General features: G+C 56.3%; 15 protein-coding genes. 9 read left to right on the top strand and 6 right to left on the bottom strand.

Going from position 1 to position 15,671, the window contains the following annotated elements; translation table 11 throughout:
- Positions 1-23: 23 nt before the first annotated feature.
- Positions 24-1,742, bottom strand: a complete 1,719-nt coding sequence (gene dauA / locus KFJ24_RS13160; RefSeq protein ID WP_250831549.1) for a C4-dicarboxylic acid transporter DauA — start codon at positions 1,740-1,742, stop codon at positions 24-26.
- A 108-nt stretch (positions 1,743-1,850) separates the two neighbouring features.
- On the opposite strand from dauA, the gene KFJ24_RS13165 reads away from it, so the two are divergent.
- Together KFJ24_RS13165 and KFJ24_RS13170 are read left to right on the top strand one after the other, a co-directional pair.
- Positions 1,851-2,030, top strand: coding sequence for a CopG family transcriptional regulator (locus KFJ24_RS13165; protein ID WP_250831550.1), 180 nt, complete (start codon positions 1,851-1,853; stop codon positions 2,028-2,030).
- Between the two features lie 26 nt (positions 2,031-2,056).
- Complete coding sequence (locus tag KFJ24_RS13170; protein WP_350455576.1) at positions 2,057-3,058, top strand: ChaN family lipoprotein; 1,002 nt, start codon at positions 2,057-2,059, stop codon at positions 3,056-3,058.
- Between the two features lie 18 nt (positions 3,059-3,076).
- On the opposite strand, the gene KFJ24_RS13175 is transcribed toward KFJ24_RS13170, so the two are convergent.
- Complete coding sequence (locus KFJ24_RS13175) at positions 3,077-3,613, bottom strand: macro domain-containing protein (protein WP_250831551.1); 537 nt, start codon at positions 3,611-3,613, stop codon at positions 3,077-3,079.
- A 74-nt stretch (positions 3,614-3,687) separates the two neighbouring features.
- Positions 3,688-4,755, bottom strand: coding sequence for a beta-N-acetylglucosaminidase domain-containing protein (locus KFJ24_RS13180; protein ID WP_250831552.1), 1,068 nt, complete (start codon positions 4,753-4,755; stop codon positions 3,688-3,690).
- A 257-nt stretch (positions 4,756-5,012) separates the two neighbouring features.
- On the opposite strand from KFJ24_RS13180, the gene KFJ24_RS13185 reads away from it, so the two are divergent.
- The 6 genes from KFJ24_RS13185 to KFJ24_RS13210 all read left to right on the top strand — a co-directional run bounded on the left by KFJ24_RS13185 (position 5,013) and on the right by KFJ24_RS13210 (position 11,314).
- Complete coding sequence (locus tag KFJ24_RS13185; RefSeq protein ID WP_250831553.1) at positions 5,013-5,471, top strand: ATPase; 459 nt, start codon at positions 5,013-5,015, stop codon at positions 5,469-5,471.
- 143 nt (positions 5,472-5,614) lie between these two features.
- Positions 5,615-6,691, top strand: a complete 1,077-nt coding sequence (locus KFJ24_RS13190; protein WP_250831554.1) for a TRAP transporter substrate-binding protein — start codon at positions 5,615-5,617, stop codon at positions 6,689-6,691.
- Between the two features lie 101 nt (positions 6,692-6,792).
- Complete coding sequence (locus tag KFJ24_RS13195; protein WP_250831555.1) at positions 6,793-7,338, top strand: TRAP transporter small permease subunit; 546 nt, start codon at positions 6,793-6,795, stop codon at positions 7,336-7,338.
- The gene (locus KFJ24_RS13200) at positions 7,335-8,630 is read left to right on the top strand and encodes a TRAP transporter large permease (protein ID WP_250831556.1); all 1,296 of its coding nucleotides are present in this window, start codon (positions 7,335-7,337) and stop codon (positions 8,628-8,630) included. Before KFJ24_RS13195 ends, KFJ24_RS13200 begins: the two co-directional genes overlap by 4 nt.
- A 246-nt stretch (positions 8,631-8,876) precedes the next feature.
- A complete protein-coding gene (locus KFJ24_RS13205) occupies positions 8,877-10,190 on the top strand; it encodes an SAM-dependent methyltransferase (RefSeq protein WP_250831557.1) in 1,314 nt (437 codons plus the stop codon).
- The gene (locus tag KFJ24_RS13210) at positions 10,190-11,314 is read left to right on the top strand and encodes an NAD(P)/FAD-dependent oxidoreductase (protein WP_250831558.1); all 1,125 of its coding nucleotides are present in this window, start codon (positions 10,190-10,192) and stop codon (positions 11,312-11,314) included. The genes KFJ24_RS13205 and KFJ24_RS13210 overlap by 1 nt, the downstream gene beginning before the upstream one ends.
- A 74-nt stretch (positions 11,315-11,388) precedes the next feature.
- Here the strand turns inward: KFJ24_RS13210 and KFJ24_RS13215 are convergent, their stop codons facing one another.
- On the bottom strand, positions 11,389-11,862 hold the full coding sequence (locus tag KFJ24_RS13215; RefSeq protein ID WP_250831559.1) for a Dps family protein: 474 nt from the start codon (positions 11,860-11,862) through the stop codon (positions 11,389-11,391).
- 217 nt (positions 11,863-12,079) lie between these two features.
- The gene (locus KFJ24_RS13220) at positions 12,080-13,534 is read right to left on the bottom strand and encodes a dihydrolipoyl dehydrogenase (protein ID WP_250831560.1); all 1,455 of its coding nucleotides are present in this window, start codon (positions 13,532-13,534) and stop codon (positions 12,080-12,082) included.
- Positions 13,535-13,680: 146 nt separating this feature from the next.
- On the opposite strand from KFJ24_RS13220, the gene KFJ24_RS13225 reads away from it, so the two are divergent.
- The gene (locus KFJ24_RS13225) at positions 13,681-14,391 is read left to right on the top strand and encodes a LysE family translocator (RefSeq protein ID WP_434968015.1); all 711 of its coding nucleotides are present in this window, start codon (positions 13,681-13,683) and stop codon (positions 14,389-14,391) included.
- On the opposite strand, the gene KFJ24_RS13230 is transcribed toward KFJ24_RS13225, so the two are convergent.
- On the bottom strand, positions 14,336-15,391 hold the full coding sequence (locus KFJ24_RS13230) for a 3-deoxy-7-phosphoheptulonate synthase (protein WP_250831562.1): 1,056 nt from the start codon (positions 15,389-15,391) through the stop codon (positions 14,336-14,338). The two genes, KFJ24_RS13225 and KFJ24_RS13230, sit on opposite strands and share 56 nt — an antisense overlap.
- Between the last annotated feature and the right edge of the window lie 280 nt (positions 15,392-15,671).

Consider the following 15,671-nt stretch of genomic DNA (forward strand, 5'->3'; position numbering starts at 1 on the left):
AGGAATCTTTCCGGACTTCCGCATCACCTGGGAAGACTGAGAGCCTCATCCAGCGAGGGACAGAACCGGCTCACGCCTTCGATAGGCCTCACTCCCGCACGGGCAAGCGTTCGCAGAGGCTGGAACTGGAGGTCGGCGATTACCACTTCCGTGCCATCCTCCTGACAGGTGGATATCAGTTTGTTGAGCGCGGAAAGCCCGCCGGCATCCAGGATAGTGACGCCATCCATGTAAAGAATGAACCCACGGGCATTTCTGGACAACACCGCCAACTCACCAAATATACGGTCTGCGGCCGCAAAGAACAGGGGCCCGTTAATTTTGAACACCTGCCAGCCTTCGGGCAGATTCGCACTGACAATGCGCGGGTTATGAGTGATATCGGAGACCTTGGTCATCTGCGCCATTTCCCGCATGAACAGCACCGCCGCCAACAGGACACCGGTGGTAATGGCAATGACCATATCCAGCACCACCGTCAGCGAGAAGCAGGTGAGGAACACCACAATGTCGCTACGCGGAGCGGTTTTAAGCAGATGGACTGATTTCGGAGCTTCACTCATGTTCCAGGCCACCATCAGCAGTAACGCAGCCATCGCCGGCATAGGGAGATACGACAGCACACCTGCAAGCGACACCAGAGCCAACAAGACCACGACGGCATGAATCATGGCCGCCACGGGCGATTCCGCACCAGCCCGGTAGTTTGCAGCCGATCGGGCTATGGCCGCCGTTGCGGTGATGCCACCGAAAAACGGGACAATGATATTGCCCAGCCCCTGCCCCATCAGCTCACTGTTGGCGCTGTGACGCTTGCCGGTCATGCCATCCAGAACCACCGCACAAAGCAAGGATTCAATGGCGCCGAGCATGGCAATGGCGAACGCCGATGGCAGCAGCTCCCTGACCATATTCCAGGACAGCCCGAGCGGTTCACCACTGGCATTGGCCTGCAGCCACGGCCAGGTAAATTCCGGCAGGAAGGGCGGAATGCCAGCTCCCTGAGAACCATCCGGCAATAAATAACTGAACCGTGACCCGATGGTTTCTATGGCAGCACCGTTGGCATTGAGCCATAGCGCCAGCAGACTGCCCACCACGACCGCCGGGAGGTGCGCGGGCACTGGCGTTTTCAGACGCGGCCACAACAGCATGATTACCAGTGTTGCGGCGGCTACCAGCGTGCTCATGAAATCCAGTGTTGGCAGCCCCTGCACAAGCACAGCGATCTTGTCCCAGTAGTGCTCCGGCATGGTCTCCAGCGACAGACCGAAGAAATCCTTAATCTGCAGGGTAGCGATCACCACTGCGATTCCACCGGTAAATCCCAGGGTCACCGATTCCGGAATGTATTCAATAAAGCGCCCCAGTCGCATCAGGGCCATAATCATCAACAGGATGCCCGACATCAGCGTGGCAAGCAGAAGGCCGCCAAGTCCGTAGCTTTGGGCGATAGGGTACAGAATGACAACGAAGGCGGCCGTTGGACCGGAGATGCTGAAACGGCTACCGCCCGTAAGGGCAATGACAAAGCCCGCAATGAATGCGGTGTACAGACCATAAACCGGTGCGACACCGCTGGCGATCGCCAGTGCCATGGCAAGCGGAATGGCAATGATGCCCACCGTGACCCCGGCCATGACATCACGCAGAAATCGACGGCTGCTATAGCCTTCATCAACACAGGCCTCGCGAAAGGCGTGGGCGAACCGGAGGGAAAAAAGGTGGGCGCGATGGGGCATGGATGTCTGGCCTGTTGCAGCGTGTTCACTTACATTATATGGTCATTATATATTCATTCAATGTTAATCTGGTTAACATATAAATACCAAAAGAGACTCGAGTACGCCATGGAAAACCGCACTGCACGCCTGACACTGCTGATTGATCCGGAAAAAAAGGCGGTCTTTGAAGCCCTGTGCAAAGATGAGGACGTTACTCCGTCCCAGAAAGTCCGCCAGTTTATCCGGGAATATGTCGAGGAAAGACTGGGGCCGGACTGGCGGGAACCGAGAAAACAACAACCATAACACCGGCGGCTCCGTATACTTCCGTTATGAGACTATTATCCCTGGCCCCGGCGCTCACAGCACTGCTCACCCTCGGTGGATGCATGACCATGACCACGACACCGGAACCGCTTACGCCACCAGAAACCCAATACGATGCCCGCATCGTTGAGGTATCCGGCGGCAGGTCGCTCTCCATCAGGGAGCTCGCTGACCAGCTCGCAACAAGCGATGTCGTCGTGATCGGCGAGTATCACGGCCATCACGGCGCCCACCTGCTCCAGTCCCGCCTCCAGAACGCCCTGTACCTGCACAGACAGGATCAGGTGCTGACCATGGAGCAGTTCAACCTGGACAGGCAGGCAGAACTGGACCGCTACCTGGACGGGAAAACCGGAGAAACCGAAATGGTGGAGGACGCCGGAGCCTGGGATAACTACCGGGCGTCCTACCGGCCTCTGGTAGAATTCGCCAGGACACATGATACCCCTGTGATCGCTGCCAATGCGCCAGCGCAGATTGTCCGGTGCGTGGGCCGACAGGGAGCAGGCTACCTCGAAAAACTCGATGCCAGTGTTCGCAGTCAGCTGCCCTCCGAGCCGTTCATGGACACACCGCGCTACAGGGAGAGATTCGTGGAAGCCATCGCTGGAAGCCATGGAACCGGCGACGCAACCATGAGCGAACGCATGAACAACACATACCTTGCCCAGCTTCTGCGCGATAACACCATGGCATCACGAATTCTCGATGCGCGTGGAACGTATCCGGGCTACCAGGTTTTGCATCTGACGGGGACCTTTCATAGCGAAAGCGGACTGGGCACGGTAGCCCTGCTGAAACAGCGGGCGCCCGACCTATCGGTAGCCGTCATCACACCAGTATTCTGGGGGGCCGGGGACAGCGGAGCACCGCTGGAAGACAATCGGGAGAAAGGCGACTACCTGTATTTCATTCAGCCACTGCCAACGGAATTTCGCGATCAGGAGCGGGCGCGTGAAGCCATGAAGGCTCGTTTCAGTCGGCCTCAAGGCGAAAGCTGCGACTGAGACGGCCACCTCTTTCGCTCAGAGCTTGCCGCCAGACAGCGGCGCACTTTCCAGAGCCTCCTGAAATACTGCCCGATCCGCATCGCTGAACAGCACCAGCCGAACGTGCCGGACTGACCCGAGGTCCGGCAGTTTTTCACAAATGGCCGCCATGGCCACGGACGCAGCTTCACGCACGGGGTAGCCGAAGACGCCGGTGGATATAGCCGGAAAAGCTATGGACGACAACTGGTATTGCTCTGCAAGCATCAGGGCATTTCGATAGCAGTCAGCCAACAGCTTATCGGAGGGCTCATCAACACCGTAGACCGGACCAAGGCAATGAATGACATATCGGTTCGGCAGATTATGCCCGGAACTGATGACTGCTTGCCCCGGATCTATGGGCGCCAAGGCCTGGCACTCCTGGGCCAGTCCGGGGCCAGCTGCGTCATGAATGGCGCCGGCAACACCACTGCCGGGCATAAGATGAGCATTAGCGGCATTGACCACAGCATCCATATCCGGCTGCGCAGCGATATCTCCCTGGACGCACTCCACCTTTACATCTGTCATCAATCGCCCCTTTTGGCCTCCACCATAAGACGCTAACCTTGCGTCTATTGTTAAGGATAGCACCACCATTCCGGTTACTGAGTCTCAACCATCTCATCGGTAACCTGGTACTCGCCCCCAAGCCAGCGCAGGATTTCATTGGCGGCAGGGTGATCAAAAGCATCGTAGGTATGCTGGAGGCTTTGCCGCTTTTCATCACTGATGCGACCCAGCCCGGCATCCTGGAGTACCAGCAGATCGCCATGCAGCTGGGCTGCCAGATCCCGCCCCAACACCTCCCGGGCAACGTGGCGAAACGCCTGACCGTACTGGTACTGGGGGCCGAGTCGGTAGGACTCGGCCAGGGTAATCGCGGGGATCGCTGTCAGAGTGGGCTGCAGCGCCGGGTTTATACCATGGCCGGCAAGGTGTGCGGCATTCGCTGCCGGCCTTCCGGTAAATGCTCGCAGGTGCAGATGCTGTGACATCCTATCACCGTCGTTGACCGGGTAATTGTCCCAGAGCACAGGCTTGCGCCCCAGTACATCACCCACTCGCTTGAGATGGCCCGGGGAAATCTCCCGGGAGCAGACTTCCTCTCCGGTCCAGAACACGTTCACGGAATGATCCAGCTTGCGCCCGAGCGTTTCCAGATAATCCACTGGCCGTTCACCGAACACCCGATCCAGTACCGGGTCATCAGAATAGTAACTGGGGCAGACACTCAGCTGTTTTGCAGCGGTGCGCTCTCCGATCCAGTGCACAATCTCAACCTGGGTTTCGGCAAGGTCCGGCGTATCCGAGCGCATATCGTCAAACAGGATGGCGAGCTCGTCGATACCGATCCGGTCAAGCAATGCCAGCTTGTTTGCCAGCGCTTCCCGGGCGTCATCATCAAAGTGATTGAAAATCTCGAACGGACTCAGTCCGATACCGAAGCGTAAACCCTGAGCCCGGCAGAAACGGGCGAAATCCGCCAGCTCCGAGGCCACCGCCAGCGGATGAGGCTCCTGCCAGCGCCGGCGCAGAAACGCATCCGCCTTGGGTGCATAGAGATAAAAACCGTAACCGTGGGGTGCCAGGGAGCGCACGAGCTGCCTGCGTTCCTGCCAATTCCACATGGGCCCGTAAAATCCCTCGATGATTCCCAGCGGGATACTCATGACTGTAACTCCCTTTGTTGTCCCGAAACCCGGTCTCGGCCTTTTGCACCATCGTATGCCTGTCGAAAGCACAGGGTCTGCTGCGTCCACATTGCCTACATCAGAGGCAGGCTACTATAGCTAACATCATCACGGAACTGTCAGCGAGCCAGTTACCGGGCCTGCATCGGTCGATACGGATGCGCAAATGGGGAAAATATTGGCTAGACTGCTGCATAAACCCTTTGGGGATTTAAACGAAATATCAGGAGCCTGTCGTGGAAATAAAAACCTTTGAGGATCTCATCGACTGGACACGCCAGTTGCATGCTCATCTTGCCAAGTGCCTCCATGAATCGGCGACGAATAACAGCAATGAGCGGGCCGCAGCCCTTCTGGATTATGTCAGCAGTCATGAACACATGCTGGAAAAAGCGGTAGCCGAGTTCGAACGGCAGGCCGACCCCAAAGCCATGCGAACCCGGCTGTACGATTACGCCAATCACAAACCGATTGAAAGAAACCGCACCTGTGATACCCATTATGCGGAACTTGATTTCGAGGGCATTGAACGGGAAATCTTCGATTTTCACGACCAGGTCATGGACCTCTATGACGCGCTGATTGGCAAGGCCGAAATTCCCGAAGCGAAAACCCTACTGGAAGATCTCAAGGCTCTCGAGGAGCATGAAGCAATGCGCCTGGCACGCCAGATTGGCCGGATGGACGACCTTTAAACCCATGCGACCTAAGTCGTAGATGAGAGCGTTTTTCATTCCGTTAATGAATAATAGTTGCTACCTTGGTCTACGGTTAGGAGTTAACCCTTCCCCCGCAGGAAGGCGCTCTAAATACAAAAAAGAAAGAGGATAGAAGAGCAATGAAAATCCGTTCTGTTCTTTCCGCGGCTGTGCTGGCAGTTGCGACAACGTTTGCCGCCACACAGGCGCTCGCTCAAGAAAACTTCACGCTCCGCCTTGCTGAAACCTGGGGCCCCAACTTCCCGATTTTCGGTGACGCCACGAAAAACATGGCTGCCATGGCCGAGAAAATGTCCGATGGCCGCCTGAAAATCCGGATTGATTCCTCTAACAAGCACAAGGCCCCGCTGGGCGTCTTTGATATGGTCCGAGCCGGACAATATGACATGGGCCATTCCGCTTCCTACTACTGGAAAGGTAAAGTACCCAACACCCTGTTCTTTACCAGCATGCCCTTCGGCATGACCGCTCTTGAGCAGTACGCCTGGTTCTACTATGGCGACGGCATGGAGCTGATGCAGGAAGTTTACGAGCCCTTAGGACTGAAGTCCTTCCCGGGCGGCAACACCGGCATCCAGATGGGCGGCTGGTTCCGCAAGGAAATCAAGTCTGTTGAGGATCTGCAGGGACTGAAGATGCGGATTCCCGGTTTCGCCGGTGAGGTCTTTGCCGAGGTGGGCGTAAGCCCGACCAATATCGCGCCGGGTGAGCTTTACACCGCACTCGAGCGCAACACCATCGATGCTGTCGAGTGGGTAGGCCCGGCTCTGGACCTGCGTCTGGGTTTCCAGCAGATTGCTGACTACTACTACACCGGCTGGCACGAGCCTGCGACCGAGCTGCAGTTCCTGGTCAACCAGAAAGTCTGGGACAAGCTGCCGGCTGACCTGCAGGAAATCCTGCGGATCTCCATGCGCACTGCAGCCTATGACATGCTGATCCAGTCGCAGCACGCGAACGCCAAGGCCTGGGCAAGCATCAAGGAAGAGTATCCGAACGTTCAGATCAAGCAGTTCCCGGACGAAGTCTTCCAGACCATGTACGAGGCTAACAAGAAGTTGCTGAAAGAAGCGGCTGCCGGTGACGAGCTCGCGGCGAAAATTGTTGAGTCCCAGGAGAACTACCTGAAGGACTCACGCGCTTACACAGACATTTCCGAGCGCGCGTACCTCAACACGATGGCCGAAGTCGAGTAAGATATAGGCCCTTACGGAGCCGGGATCGCTCTCTGAGTGATCCCGGTTTTGTTATTTATAGCATCTGAAAAATCGCCAATCCGCTTGGCGGAGGAATGTAAATGCGGTGGATTATCAAACTGGATGACGGCCTCGCCCGACTGTCCAATCTCTGTGGCTGGGTTGCCTGTGCCGCCATGATACTTATGGCGGCCAACGTCTTTTACGACGTTTTGGCCCGCTACGCATTCAACGAAGTCTCAATCGGTATGCAGGAGATGGAATGGCACCTTTATTCGGTGGTCTTCCTGCTTGGTATTCCCTACGCGCTCCGCACGGATGGTCACGTGCGTGTGGATGTCTTCTACACAAACTGGAGCAGCAAGGCCAAAGCCTGGGTTAATCTTGCAGGTGCTGTTCTTTTCGTGATCCCGTTCGCCTACCTCATAGGCATCTATGGTTACGACTTTGCTCTTGATTCCTACAGCATGGGCGAAGGCAGCGGTGATCCCGGCGGTCTACCCCATCGCTGGATCATTAAAGCGGTTATTCCCGTGACAGCATTCTTCATTGCCACCAGCGGCCTTGGCATGGTGACCTACGCCATTCGGGTAATGTCCGGCGAGAAAGACTACGAAGTGGAGCATAGCGGGGAGGGACTGGCATGATCGGTTTAATCATGTTCGGGGCAGCGCTCTTCATGCTGATGCTGGGCTTCCCGGTTGCCTTTACCTTCGGTGGCGTCGCATTGTTCTTTGGTGTCTTCGCTGAAGGCATGGACCTGTTCGCATTCATGCCCTATCGCATCATGAGTGTGATGCAGAACACCGTTCTGATGGCGGTTCCCCTCTTTATATTCATGGGCGTCGTTCTCCAGCGCACAAAGCTGGCTGAACAACTGCTGACATCCATGGGCCGTCTGTTTGGTGGCCTACCGGGTGGTTTGGCAATCTCAACCATCCTGGTGGGTGCATTGCTGGCAGCGTCCACCGGGGTGGTAGGCGCCAGTGTTGTTGCCATGGGTCTGATTTCCCTGCCGGTAATGCTGGCGCACAAATATGACAAGCGCCTGGCCACGGGCAGCATCTGTGCGTCGGGGACTCTGGGACAGATCGTGCCACCGTCCATCATCCTGATCATTCTGGGTGATGTACTCGGCCTGCCGGTCGGCGACCTGTTCAGAGCAGCCGTCGGGCCCGGCGTTGTGCTGGTCGGCCTGTACATTATCTACATCCTGGTCATGACTCGCCTGAAACCGGAGACTGCCCCCCCTATGCCGGTGGATCCAAACCGGTCCCGCAAGCAGGAGATCGTATCCGCACTGTTCGCCATTATTCCTCCGCTGGCTCTGATCGTTGTTGTTCTCGGGTCAATCTTTACCGGTATCGCCACACCCACCGAATCGTCGGCACTGGGTGGCGTTGGCGCAGTGGTTCTGGCAATCATCTATCGCCAGTTCTCGTTCAAGATGGTCTGGGACAGCTCCAAGGACACCGTCAAGGTGACCGCCATGGTGTTCGCGATTCTGATCGGTGCAACCGCGTTCTCCATGGTGTTCAGCTATACTGGTGGCGACTATATCCTTGAGGATTGGCTGCATGCCCTACCAGGTGAGCAATGGGGCTTCATCATTCTGGCCATGCTGGTCATTCTGGTGCTGGGCTTCTTCATCGACTTTGTGGAAATTTCTTTCATCATCGTACCGATTCTGGCCCCGGTGGCAGAAGCCATGGGTATCAACATGCTCTGGTTTGCCATCCTGATCGCCATGAACCTGCAGACGAGCTTTTTGACGCCACCCTTTGGGTTCGCGCTCTTCTACCTGAAAGGGGTGGCCCCACCGAATGTGAAAACAACGGATATCTACAAGGGCATCATCCCCTTTATTCTTATCCAGATACTGGTACTGGCACTGATCGTGATTTTCCCCGAGTGGTTCGGGATGAGTTCCATGTACTGATACCTCTGAAAACCGGGCTCCCGAGCCCGGTTTTCTTTTATTCCGCTCCCTCCCCTCTCCTTCCGGTTCACGCCATGAAGGCCATAGTGATCCTCAATAACCCGGCCACCTGACAAAAGCCAATCGTTTCCTATACTGAACAAATAATCCGCAATGATCAGATCAGCATTCGGGACAAGCACTGACGCAAAGGCGTCATCAGAAACGGTGGCGTTGGGGTCAAGGAAAACAGGGAGAGCAGGATCCATGAATCAGAGTACTGCCCAGAAATCCGAGCAGGCAGAACGTGAACAAAAACCTCACGTGCTGACATTACCGCTTGAACAGACCCAGGCAAACAGAGCCCCGCATAGTTACGAACGGTGGCTGATTGCCAAGCTGATGAGAATGGCGGGCTCACCACCCGTGCGGTTTCAATTGTGGAATGATGAAGTAATTGATCTGGGGAACCAGGAAGCGAGGTTCACCATACACCTGATGGATCCAAAGGCTCTCTATACACTGGTCACCAACCCAAACCTTGCCTTCGGCGACCTTTACAGCGCCGGAAGACTTGAGGTGGATGGCGAACTGCCCGACCTCATGGAAGCCCTGTATCGGAGCGTTCACAGGGCGCGTCAAAAATGGCCCAAGTGGCTGGATGCCTTGTGGCGCAATCCCAATCCACGCTCTACCGGAATTTTGGAGGCCAAGGAGAATATTCACCACCATTACGATCTGGGCAATGAGTTTTACCAGCTTTGGCTGGACCATGCCGCCATGCAATACACCTGCGCCTATTACGAGCAGCCGGAACTCACGCTCGAACAGGCCCAGCTTGCCAAGCTCGAGCACGTGTGTCGCAAGCTCAGGTTAAGACCGGGCATGACAGTGGTCGAGGCGGGCTGTGGCTGGGGAGGACTCGCCAGGTACATGGCCCGAAACTATGGAGTAAATGTCGACTCGTACAATATCTCAAAGGAACAGCTCACCTTCGCCCGGGAGCAGGCCCGCAAGGAGAAGCTGGAACACCTTATAAATTACGTCGAGGACGACTACCGCAATATAGAAGGCCAATACGATGCCTTTGTTTCCATTGGCATGCTTGAGCACGTAGGCAAGCAGAACTTCCAGACGTTATCAGAGCTGATCAAGCGAAGCCTGAAACCTGACGGCATAGCCCTCTTGCACAGCATCGGCCGTAATCGCCCCATGCTGATGAATGCCTGGATTGAAAAACGGATTTTCCCCGGGGCCTATCCGCCCAGCATCGGAGAGTTCATGGAAATCTGTGAGCACGGCGACTTCTCCGTACTGGATGTCGAAAACCTGCGGCTGCACTATGCCCAGACGCTGACCCACTGGATGGAACGCTTCAACCGGAATGAAGACAAGGTCTCGGAGATGTACGACGATCACTTCACCCGTGCCTGGCGCATGTATCTGGCGGGCTCAATTGCGGCGTTCAGGGCCGGTTCGTTGCAGCTGTTCCAGGTGGTGTTTACTCACGGGGACAATAACCAGCTGCCGCAGAGCCGTCAGGATCTTTATGCATTTCCCGCAGCACCAGAGGATATCTGATGGATTACTACGACCTGATCATTGTCGGCGCGGGTCCGGCCGGCTCGACTCTGGCAAACGCACTAAGCAACAGCGGCAAGCGTATTCTGATCATCGACAAGCAGGACTTTCCCCGGGACAAAACCTGCGCCGGCTGGGTTACACCGGCGGTGATGCAGACGTTAGGCATTGATCTCGAAGATTACGGCAATGGCCGCACGCTGCAGCCTATTCGCCGCTTCCGCATTGGAATGATGGGACAGTCCGCGGTGGAAAACGACCATGGCGATGTTGTGAGCTATGGCATCCGACGCTGCGAATTTGACACCTACTTGCTTGACCGTGTCCAGTTCCCGAAAAAACTCTCCACCCCCGTCAAGTCCATTGTCCGAAAAGACGGCAACTGGGTAGTCAATGATACCTGGGAAGCGCCACTTGTCGTCGGGGCCGGCGGGCATTTCTGCCCGGTCGCCCGGCTTTTGGGTGATGGTCCCGGCAGTCATGAAACCATCGTCGCTGCCAAGGAAGTGGAGTTTGAAATGACACCGGAACAGGCGGAAGCCTGCCAGGCTCGCGGTGATACGCCCGAACTGTGGTTTTGCCGTGATCTGAAAGGCTATGCCTGGGTATTTCGCAAGGGCAACTATCTCAACATCGGGCTCGGCCGGGAAGACAATCATAAACTGACCGGGCACTTGCAGGACTTTGTTGACGAAATGAAGGCCTCTGGCCGAATCCCCTCCGACCTGCCGGGCCGGTTCAAGGGGCATGCTTACCTGCTATACGCTCATGCAGAACGCCCTTTGGTGGATGATGGTGTCCTTCTGATCGGTGATTCTGCCGGGCTCGCCTACACCCAGAGCGGTGAAGGTATCCGCCCGGCCATTGAGTCCGCACTTATGGCGGCAGATGTCATACGGAAGGTATCGGACTACTCCGCGTCAGCCTTGCAAATATACGGCGATGCCGTTGCTGAGCGATTTGGCAACCGGGCAGCCGACACAGAACAGGGCTGGCAGCTGCCAGACTGGGTCAAGATGCCACTGGCCAGCACCTTGATGCGCTCACACTGGTTTACCAGGAAGGTGGTGACCGAGAAGTGGTTCCTGCACCAGGAGATTCCTCCTCTAGAGGTGGCTGTGTAATCCAGGTGCCGAATGCAGGTGTGACACAATAAAAAAGGGCGGCTAACTGGCCGCCCTTTGAACTCAAACCTCAATTAATGACCGAGGTAGCTTCTGTACATCCACACGGTTTTTTCTTGCTGGGAAATATAGTCGCTCATCAGGGATACCGTACCCTCGTCCTCGGCATCACCCGCCAGGCTCAGCAGGTCGCGCTGTTTGCCGATCAGCTTGGCAAAGCTTTCCACGATGTTTTCCATCGCTTCCTTACCGTCAGACACATCTTTCCGCTCAGGGATTTCTGACCGGTCAATGTACGTACTGTAAGCATGGGCCGGACGATGACCAAGGGTCAGGACCCGCTCTGCAACCTCGTCAATCTTGAGCAACAGGTCGTCGTACAATTCCTCGAACTTGACGTGTAATTCAAAAAAATTATCGCCCTTGATGTTCCAATGGTAACCACGAACGTTCATATAGAAGATCTGGTAATTGGACAGCAAGTCATTCAGGGAATCAGCCAGCTTTTCTGTCTTTTCCGTGTCCAAACCAATGAAGTTCTTACCCATAACATGTCTCCTTGACGGTTGTCCGTCGACGTGAACTTCATGACAAATTAACGCAACAATTTGAATTCTGTGAAGTTTAGTTCGTCAATACAGGTGATAGCGGCATTTAATTCAGAAACCTCTCACGACACAGAAACCGGCCGAAAACCATAAGAACAAAGGCGACCAACTCGGTTTTGACACACCTCTTTCATGACAATGATCTTGGCATGTCAGGCTAAACCCCCGGTCCGCACTCGAGGCATCCGTCTGCCGGTTCCGGCCCTATGCTCAGGTTTCGGTTGAGTTGCTTCAGCGCAGTCCGCAAACCCTCCTCAATCACCGGATGGTAAAACGGCATCTCCAGCATCTCACTGACCGTCAACCGACGCTGGGCCGACCAGGCCAGCAGGTGAGCAATGTGTTCTGCCGCAGGTCCAAACATTTCGGCTCCCATGAACAGTCCACTCCCGTGTTCACCATAAACCCTCAGCAACCCCTCATTTTTGCCGATGACCCGGCTCCGGCCCTGATCTGCAAAGGAGACTTCACCCACGGCGAAACAACCGCGGCACTGCTCATTGACCTGATCAATCGTCAGACCTACCGAGGCAATCTGTGGATCGGTAAACACTACCGATAGCGGAGTCTTGCGCAGCCCGGTTCGCACATCCGGGTAGGCTGCCGCATTGTCGCCGGCGATGCGGCCCTCATCTGCGGCCTCGTGCAGCAGAGGCAGGGCACTGTTGGCATCACCAGCAATGAAGATATGACTATCCCCACAGCGCAGGGTATGAGGGTCGAATAACGGCATACCTTTTTCATCGAGTTCAATATCCGCATTCTGAATATCCAGACCATCAACATTTGGCCGACGCCCCGTCGCAGCCAACAGGTAATCAAAGGTTTCGGTGACCTGCCCCTCAACAGGGTCAATAAACGTCACGCTGACACCATCGTCCGTTCGCCCCACGTGCTTGACGTCCGCATCCGGATCTAACGGAAACTCACGATTAAATGCCTTGAGCGCACAGTCCCGGATAGACTCGTCCCTGATTGGACCAACAGCACCACCGACACCAAACATCCTCACACGCACGCCAAGCCGGCTCAGTGCCTGCCCCAACTCCAGGCCAATGACCCCGGGGCCAAACACCGCCACTGACTCCGGCAGATCCTGCCATTCAAACAGATCATCGTTCACAACCAACCGGTCCCTCGCCTCTTTGAGAAACCGGGGGATATTCGGACGGGAGCCAGTTGCTATGATGATTCGCTTTGCTTCGACTTCCATGGCCTGACCGTTTGCAGTCTTCACGATCAGCAGGTGCGGACCTGCAAACCGGGCATGGCCGAGGATCCGGTGGGACTCGGGAAAACCTTCCACGGATTTGATGACAGAACCAACAAAACGGTCACGCTCCTTTCGAACCCGCGCCAAAACCGCCTTACCGTCTATGGAGATGTCACGGGCGGTGACACCGAATAACGGCCCCAGTTCCATCTGGTGGGCATTTTCCGCCGCTGCGATCAGGAGCTTGCTCGGCATGCAGCCTACCCGGGCGCAAGTGGTTCCGTATTGCTCCCCCTCGATCAGGACCACCCGGTCAGTGGTCTTGCGGGCGCGCTGGTACGCCACCATGCCGGCGGTGCCGGCACCAATAATGGCGACATCAACCTCTCGCTTCTCCATAAACGCTTCTCCTCTGAATGGCTATTGCTGCAGGACAGCCTGATGATTCTCTATCCGATCTCACCAGTATAGAGGTACCGACACGACGCTGTGATACCTGTCACCACAGGAAGAAAGGGGAAATCAGTGCTCAATTGGCTTAACCTATGCCCTCCGGGATAACAAAAAAACAGGGGGAACCAGAGTTGCAGAACTATTGGCCGGAATTTCTGACCGTGGCCGTGGTCCATCTGCTGGCCGTTGCCAGCCCGGGACCTGACTTTGCGGTGATGCTCAGGCAGGCACTCTGTCAGAGCCGAAAGAATGCTCTATTGACTGCTCTCGGTGTGGGTATTGGCATTCTCGTGCATGTGGGTTACTCACTGCTCGGTATCGGGCTTGTCATCCAGCAGTCCGTCTGGCTCTTCAACCTCCTGAAAATGGTAGGTGCGCTTTATCTGACCTGGACTGCCCTGCAATGTCTGCGCGCACGAGCCAGTGACATCGAGGTGCAAACAGGTCCTCGTGTGTCACAATCCGGGTTCGCCGCCGTGCGACTGGGTTTTCTCACCAACGCTTTGAACCCCAAGGCGACACTGTTTTTCGTATCGTTATTCTCCGTGGTCATCAGCCCTGGCACCCCCATTGAACTGCAAGCCGGGTACGGCATTTATATGGCGACAGCAACAGCGCTGTGGTTTGCACTGGTAGCGGTGTTTTTCACGCTACCGGGCGTCCGCCGGGGCTTCAGCCGGTTTGGGCACTGGCTTGACCGTCTCATGGGCGGCGTGCTTCTGTTGCTGGCCGGTCAGCTCCTGCTATCTACAGTGAGCGGATCAGAGCCTCCGTCTGGGCCCACCCCAGGCATGGATCGGTAATGGAGCAGCCGTAGGTCAGGTCATCACCATCGTCCTGACGTCCGGGTTCAAGGAAGCTCTCCAGCATCAGCCCCCTCACATTGGTGTTGCCCGCCTGCTTCTGGGCCATGACGTCCCGGGCGATGTCCAGCTGGCGCTCAACCTCTTTGCAGGCATTGTCGTGGCTGCAGTCCACCATGACTGCCGTGGACAGACCGGCATCGGCCAGCGACCTGACCGCCTCCGCAATGCTGTCCGCATCATAATTGGTGATACCTCGTCCGCCCCGCAGCACCAGGTGCGTATCGGGATTCCCCCGGGTGGTAATCATCACTGGCGCGCCGGTGGCGGAGACACCCATGTGATGGTGAGGGTGGGCGGCCGACTTCATGGCATTTGTGGCAACCGCCACGCCTCCATCAGTTCCGTTTTTGAAACCCACCGGCATCGACAGGCCACTGACCATTTCCCGGTGCACCTGGGACTCCGTGGTCCGTGCGCCGATTGCGGTCCAGCTAACGAGATCTCCCAGATAATCCATGGCGAAAGGACTCAGAGCCTCCGTGGCCACAGGCAACCCCATGCCGGCGAGGTTAAGCAGGAGTCGACGGGAACGAATCAGCCCCTCGTTAAGATCCCCTGAGCCGGTGCGTTCCGGATCATAGAGCAGACCTTTCCAGCCAACCGTGGTCCGGGGTTTTTCGAGATAGGCTCGCATAACAATGAGAAAACGGTCACTCACCGCATCCGCCAGTGCTTTCAGCTTTTCTCCATATTCCAGTGCCGCTACTTCGTCATGAATTGAACAGGGCCCCATCACAAGGAGCGTTCTGGCATCGTCCCCACGCAGGATCCGGCGGACGGCCCCACGATGCGCTGCGATCTGCGAGGCGAGGTGTTCACCAACCGGTAACTGCTGACGCAACCCCTCGGACGTTGGCAGGGCCACCTCCTCACGTTCGGCAAGTGCGGCTGCAGACGCGGTCTGACTGTGCACATCGGTGCTTGGTGGCATGTTCATATGAGTGTTCCCGTTTCCCTGTGTCAGAATCAAAAAAGCCCCGGCTGGGCTACCAGTCGGGGCTTTTTAGAGTCCGGTGGCAGCCTGGGTTTCTGCCGGGCTGCCTTCCTCGTTATTCGGTCGATGAAGATCTTATGGGCGGCCCCGGCTCTGGCTAAAATAAAAGCCATAACCAAGCCACCAGAAAAACACAGCAGCGACCGCAGCCATCGATTTCTCACCGAAAGCTTGCAGAACATTCAATTGACAGGTCGCATGTGTCGTCTTCATGCTTTCCAAT

Source organism: Marinobacter sediminum (assembly GCF_023657445.1).
Classification (GTDB): domain Bacteria; phylum Pseudomonadota; class Gammaproteobacteria; order Pseudomonadales; family Oleiphilaceae; genus Marinobacter; species Marinobacter sediminum_A.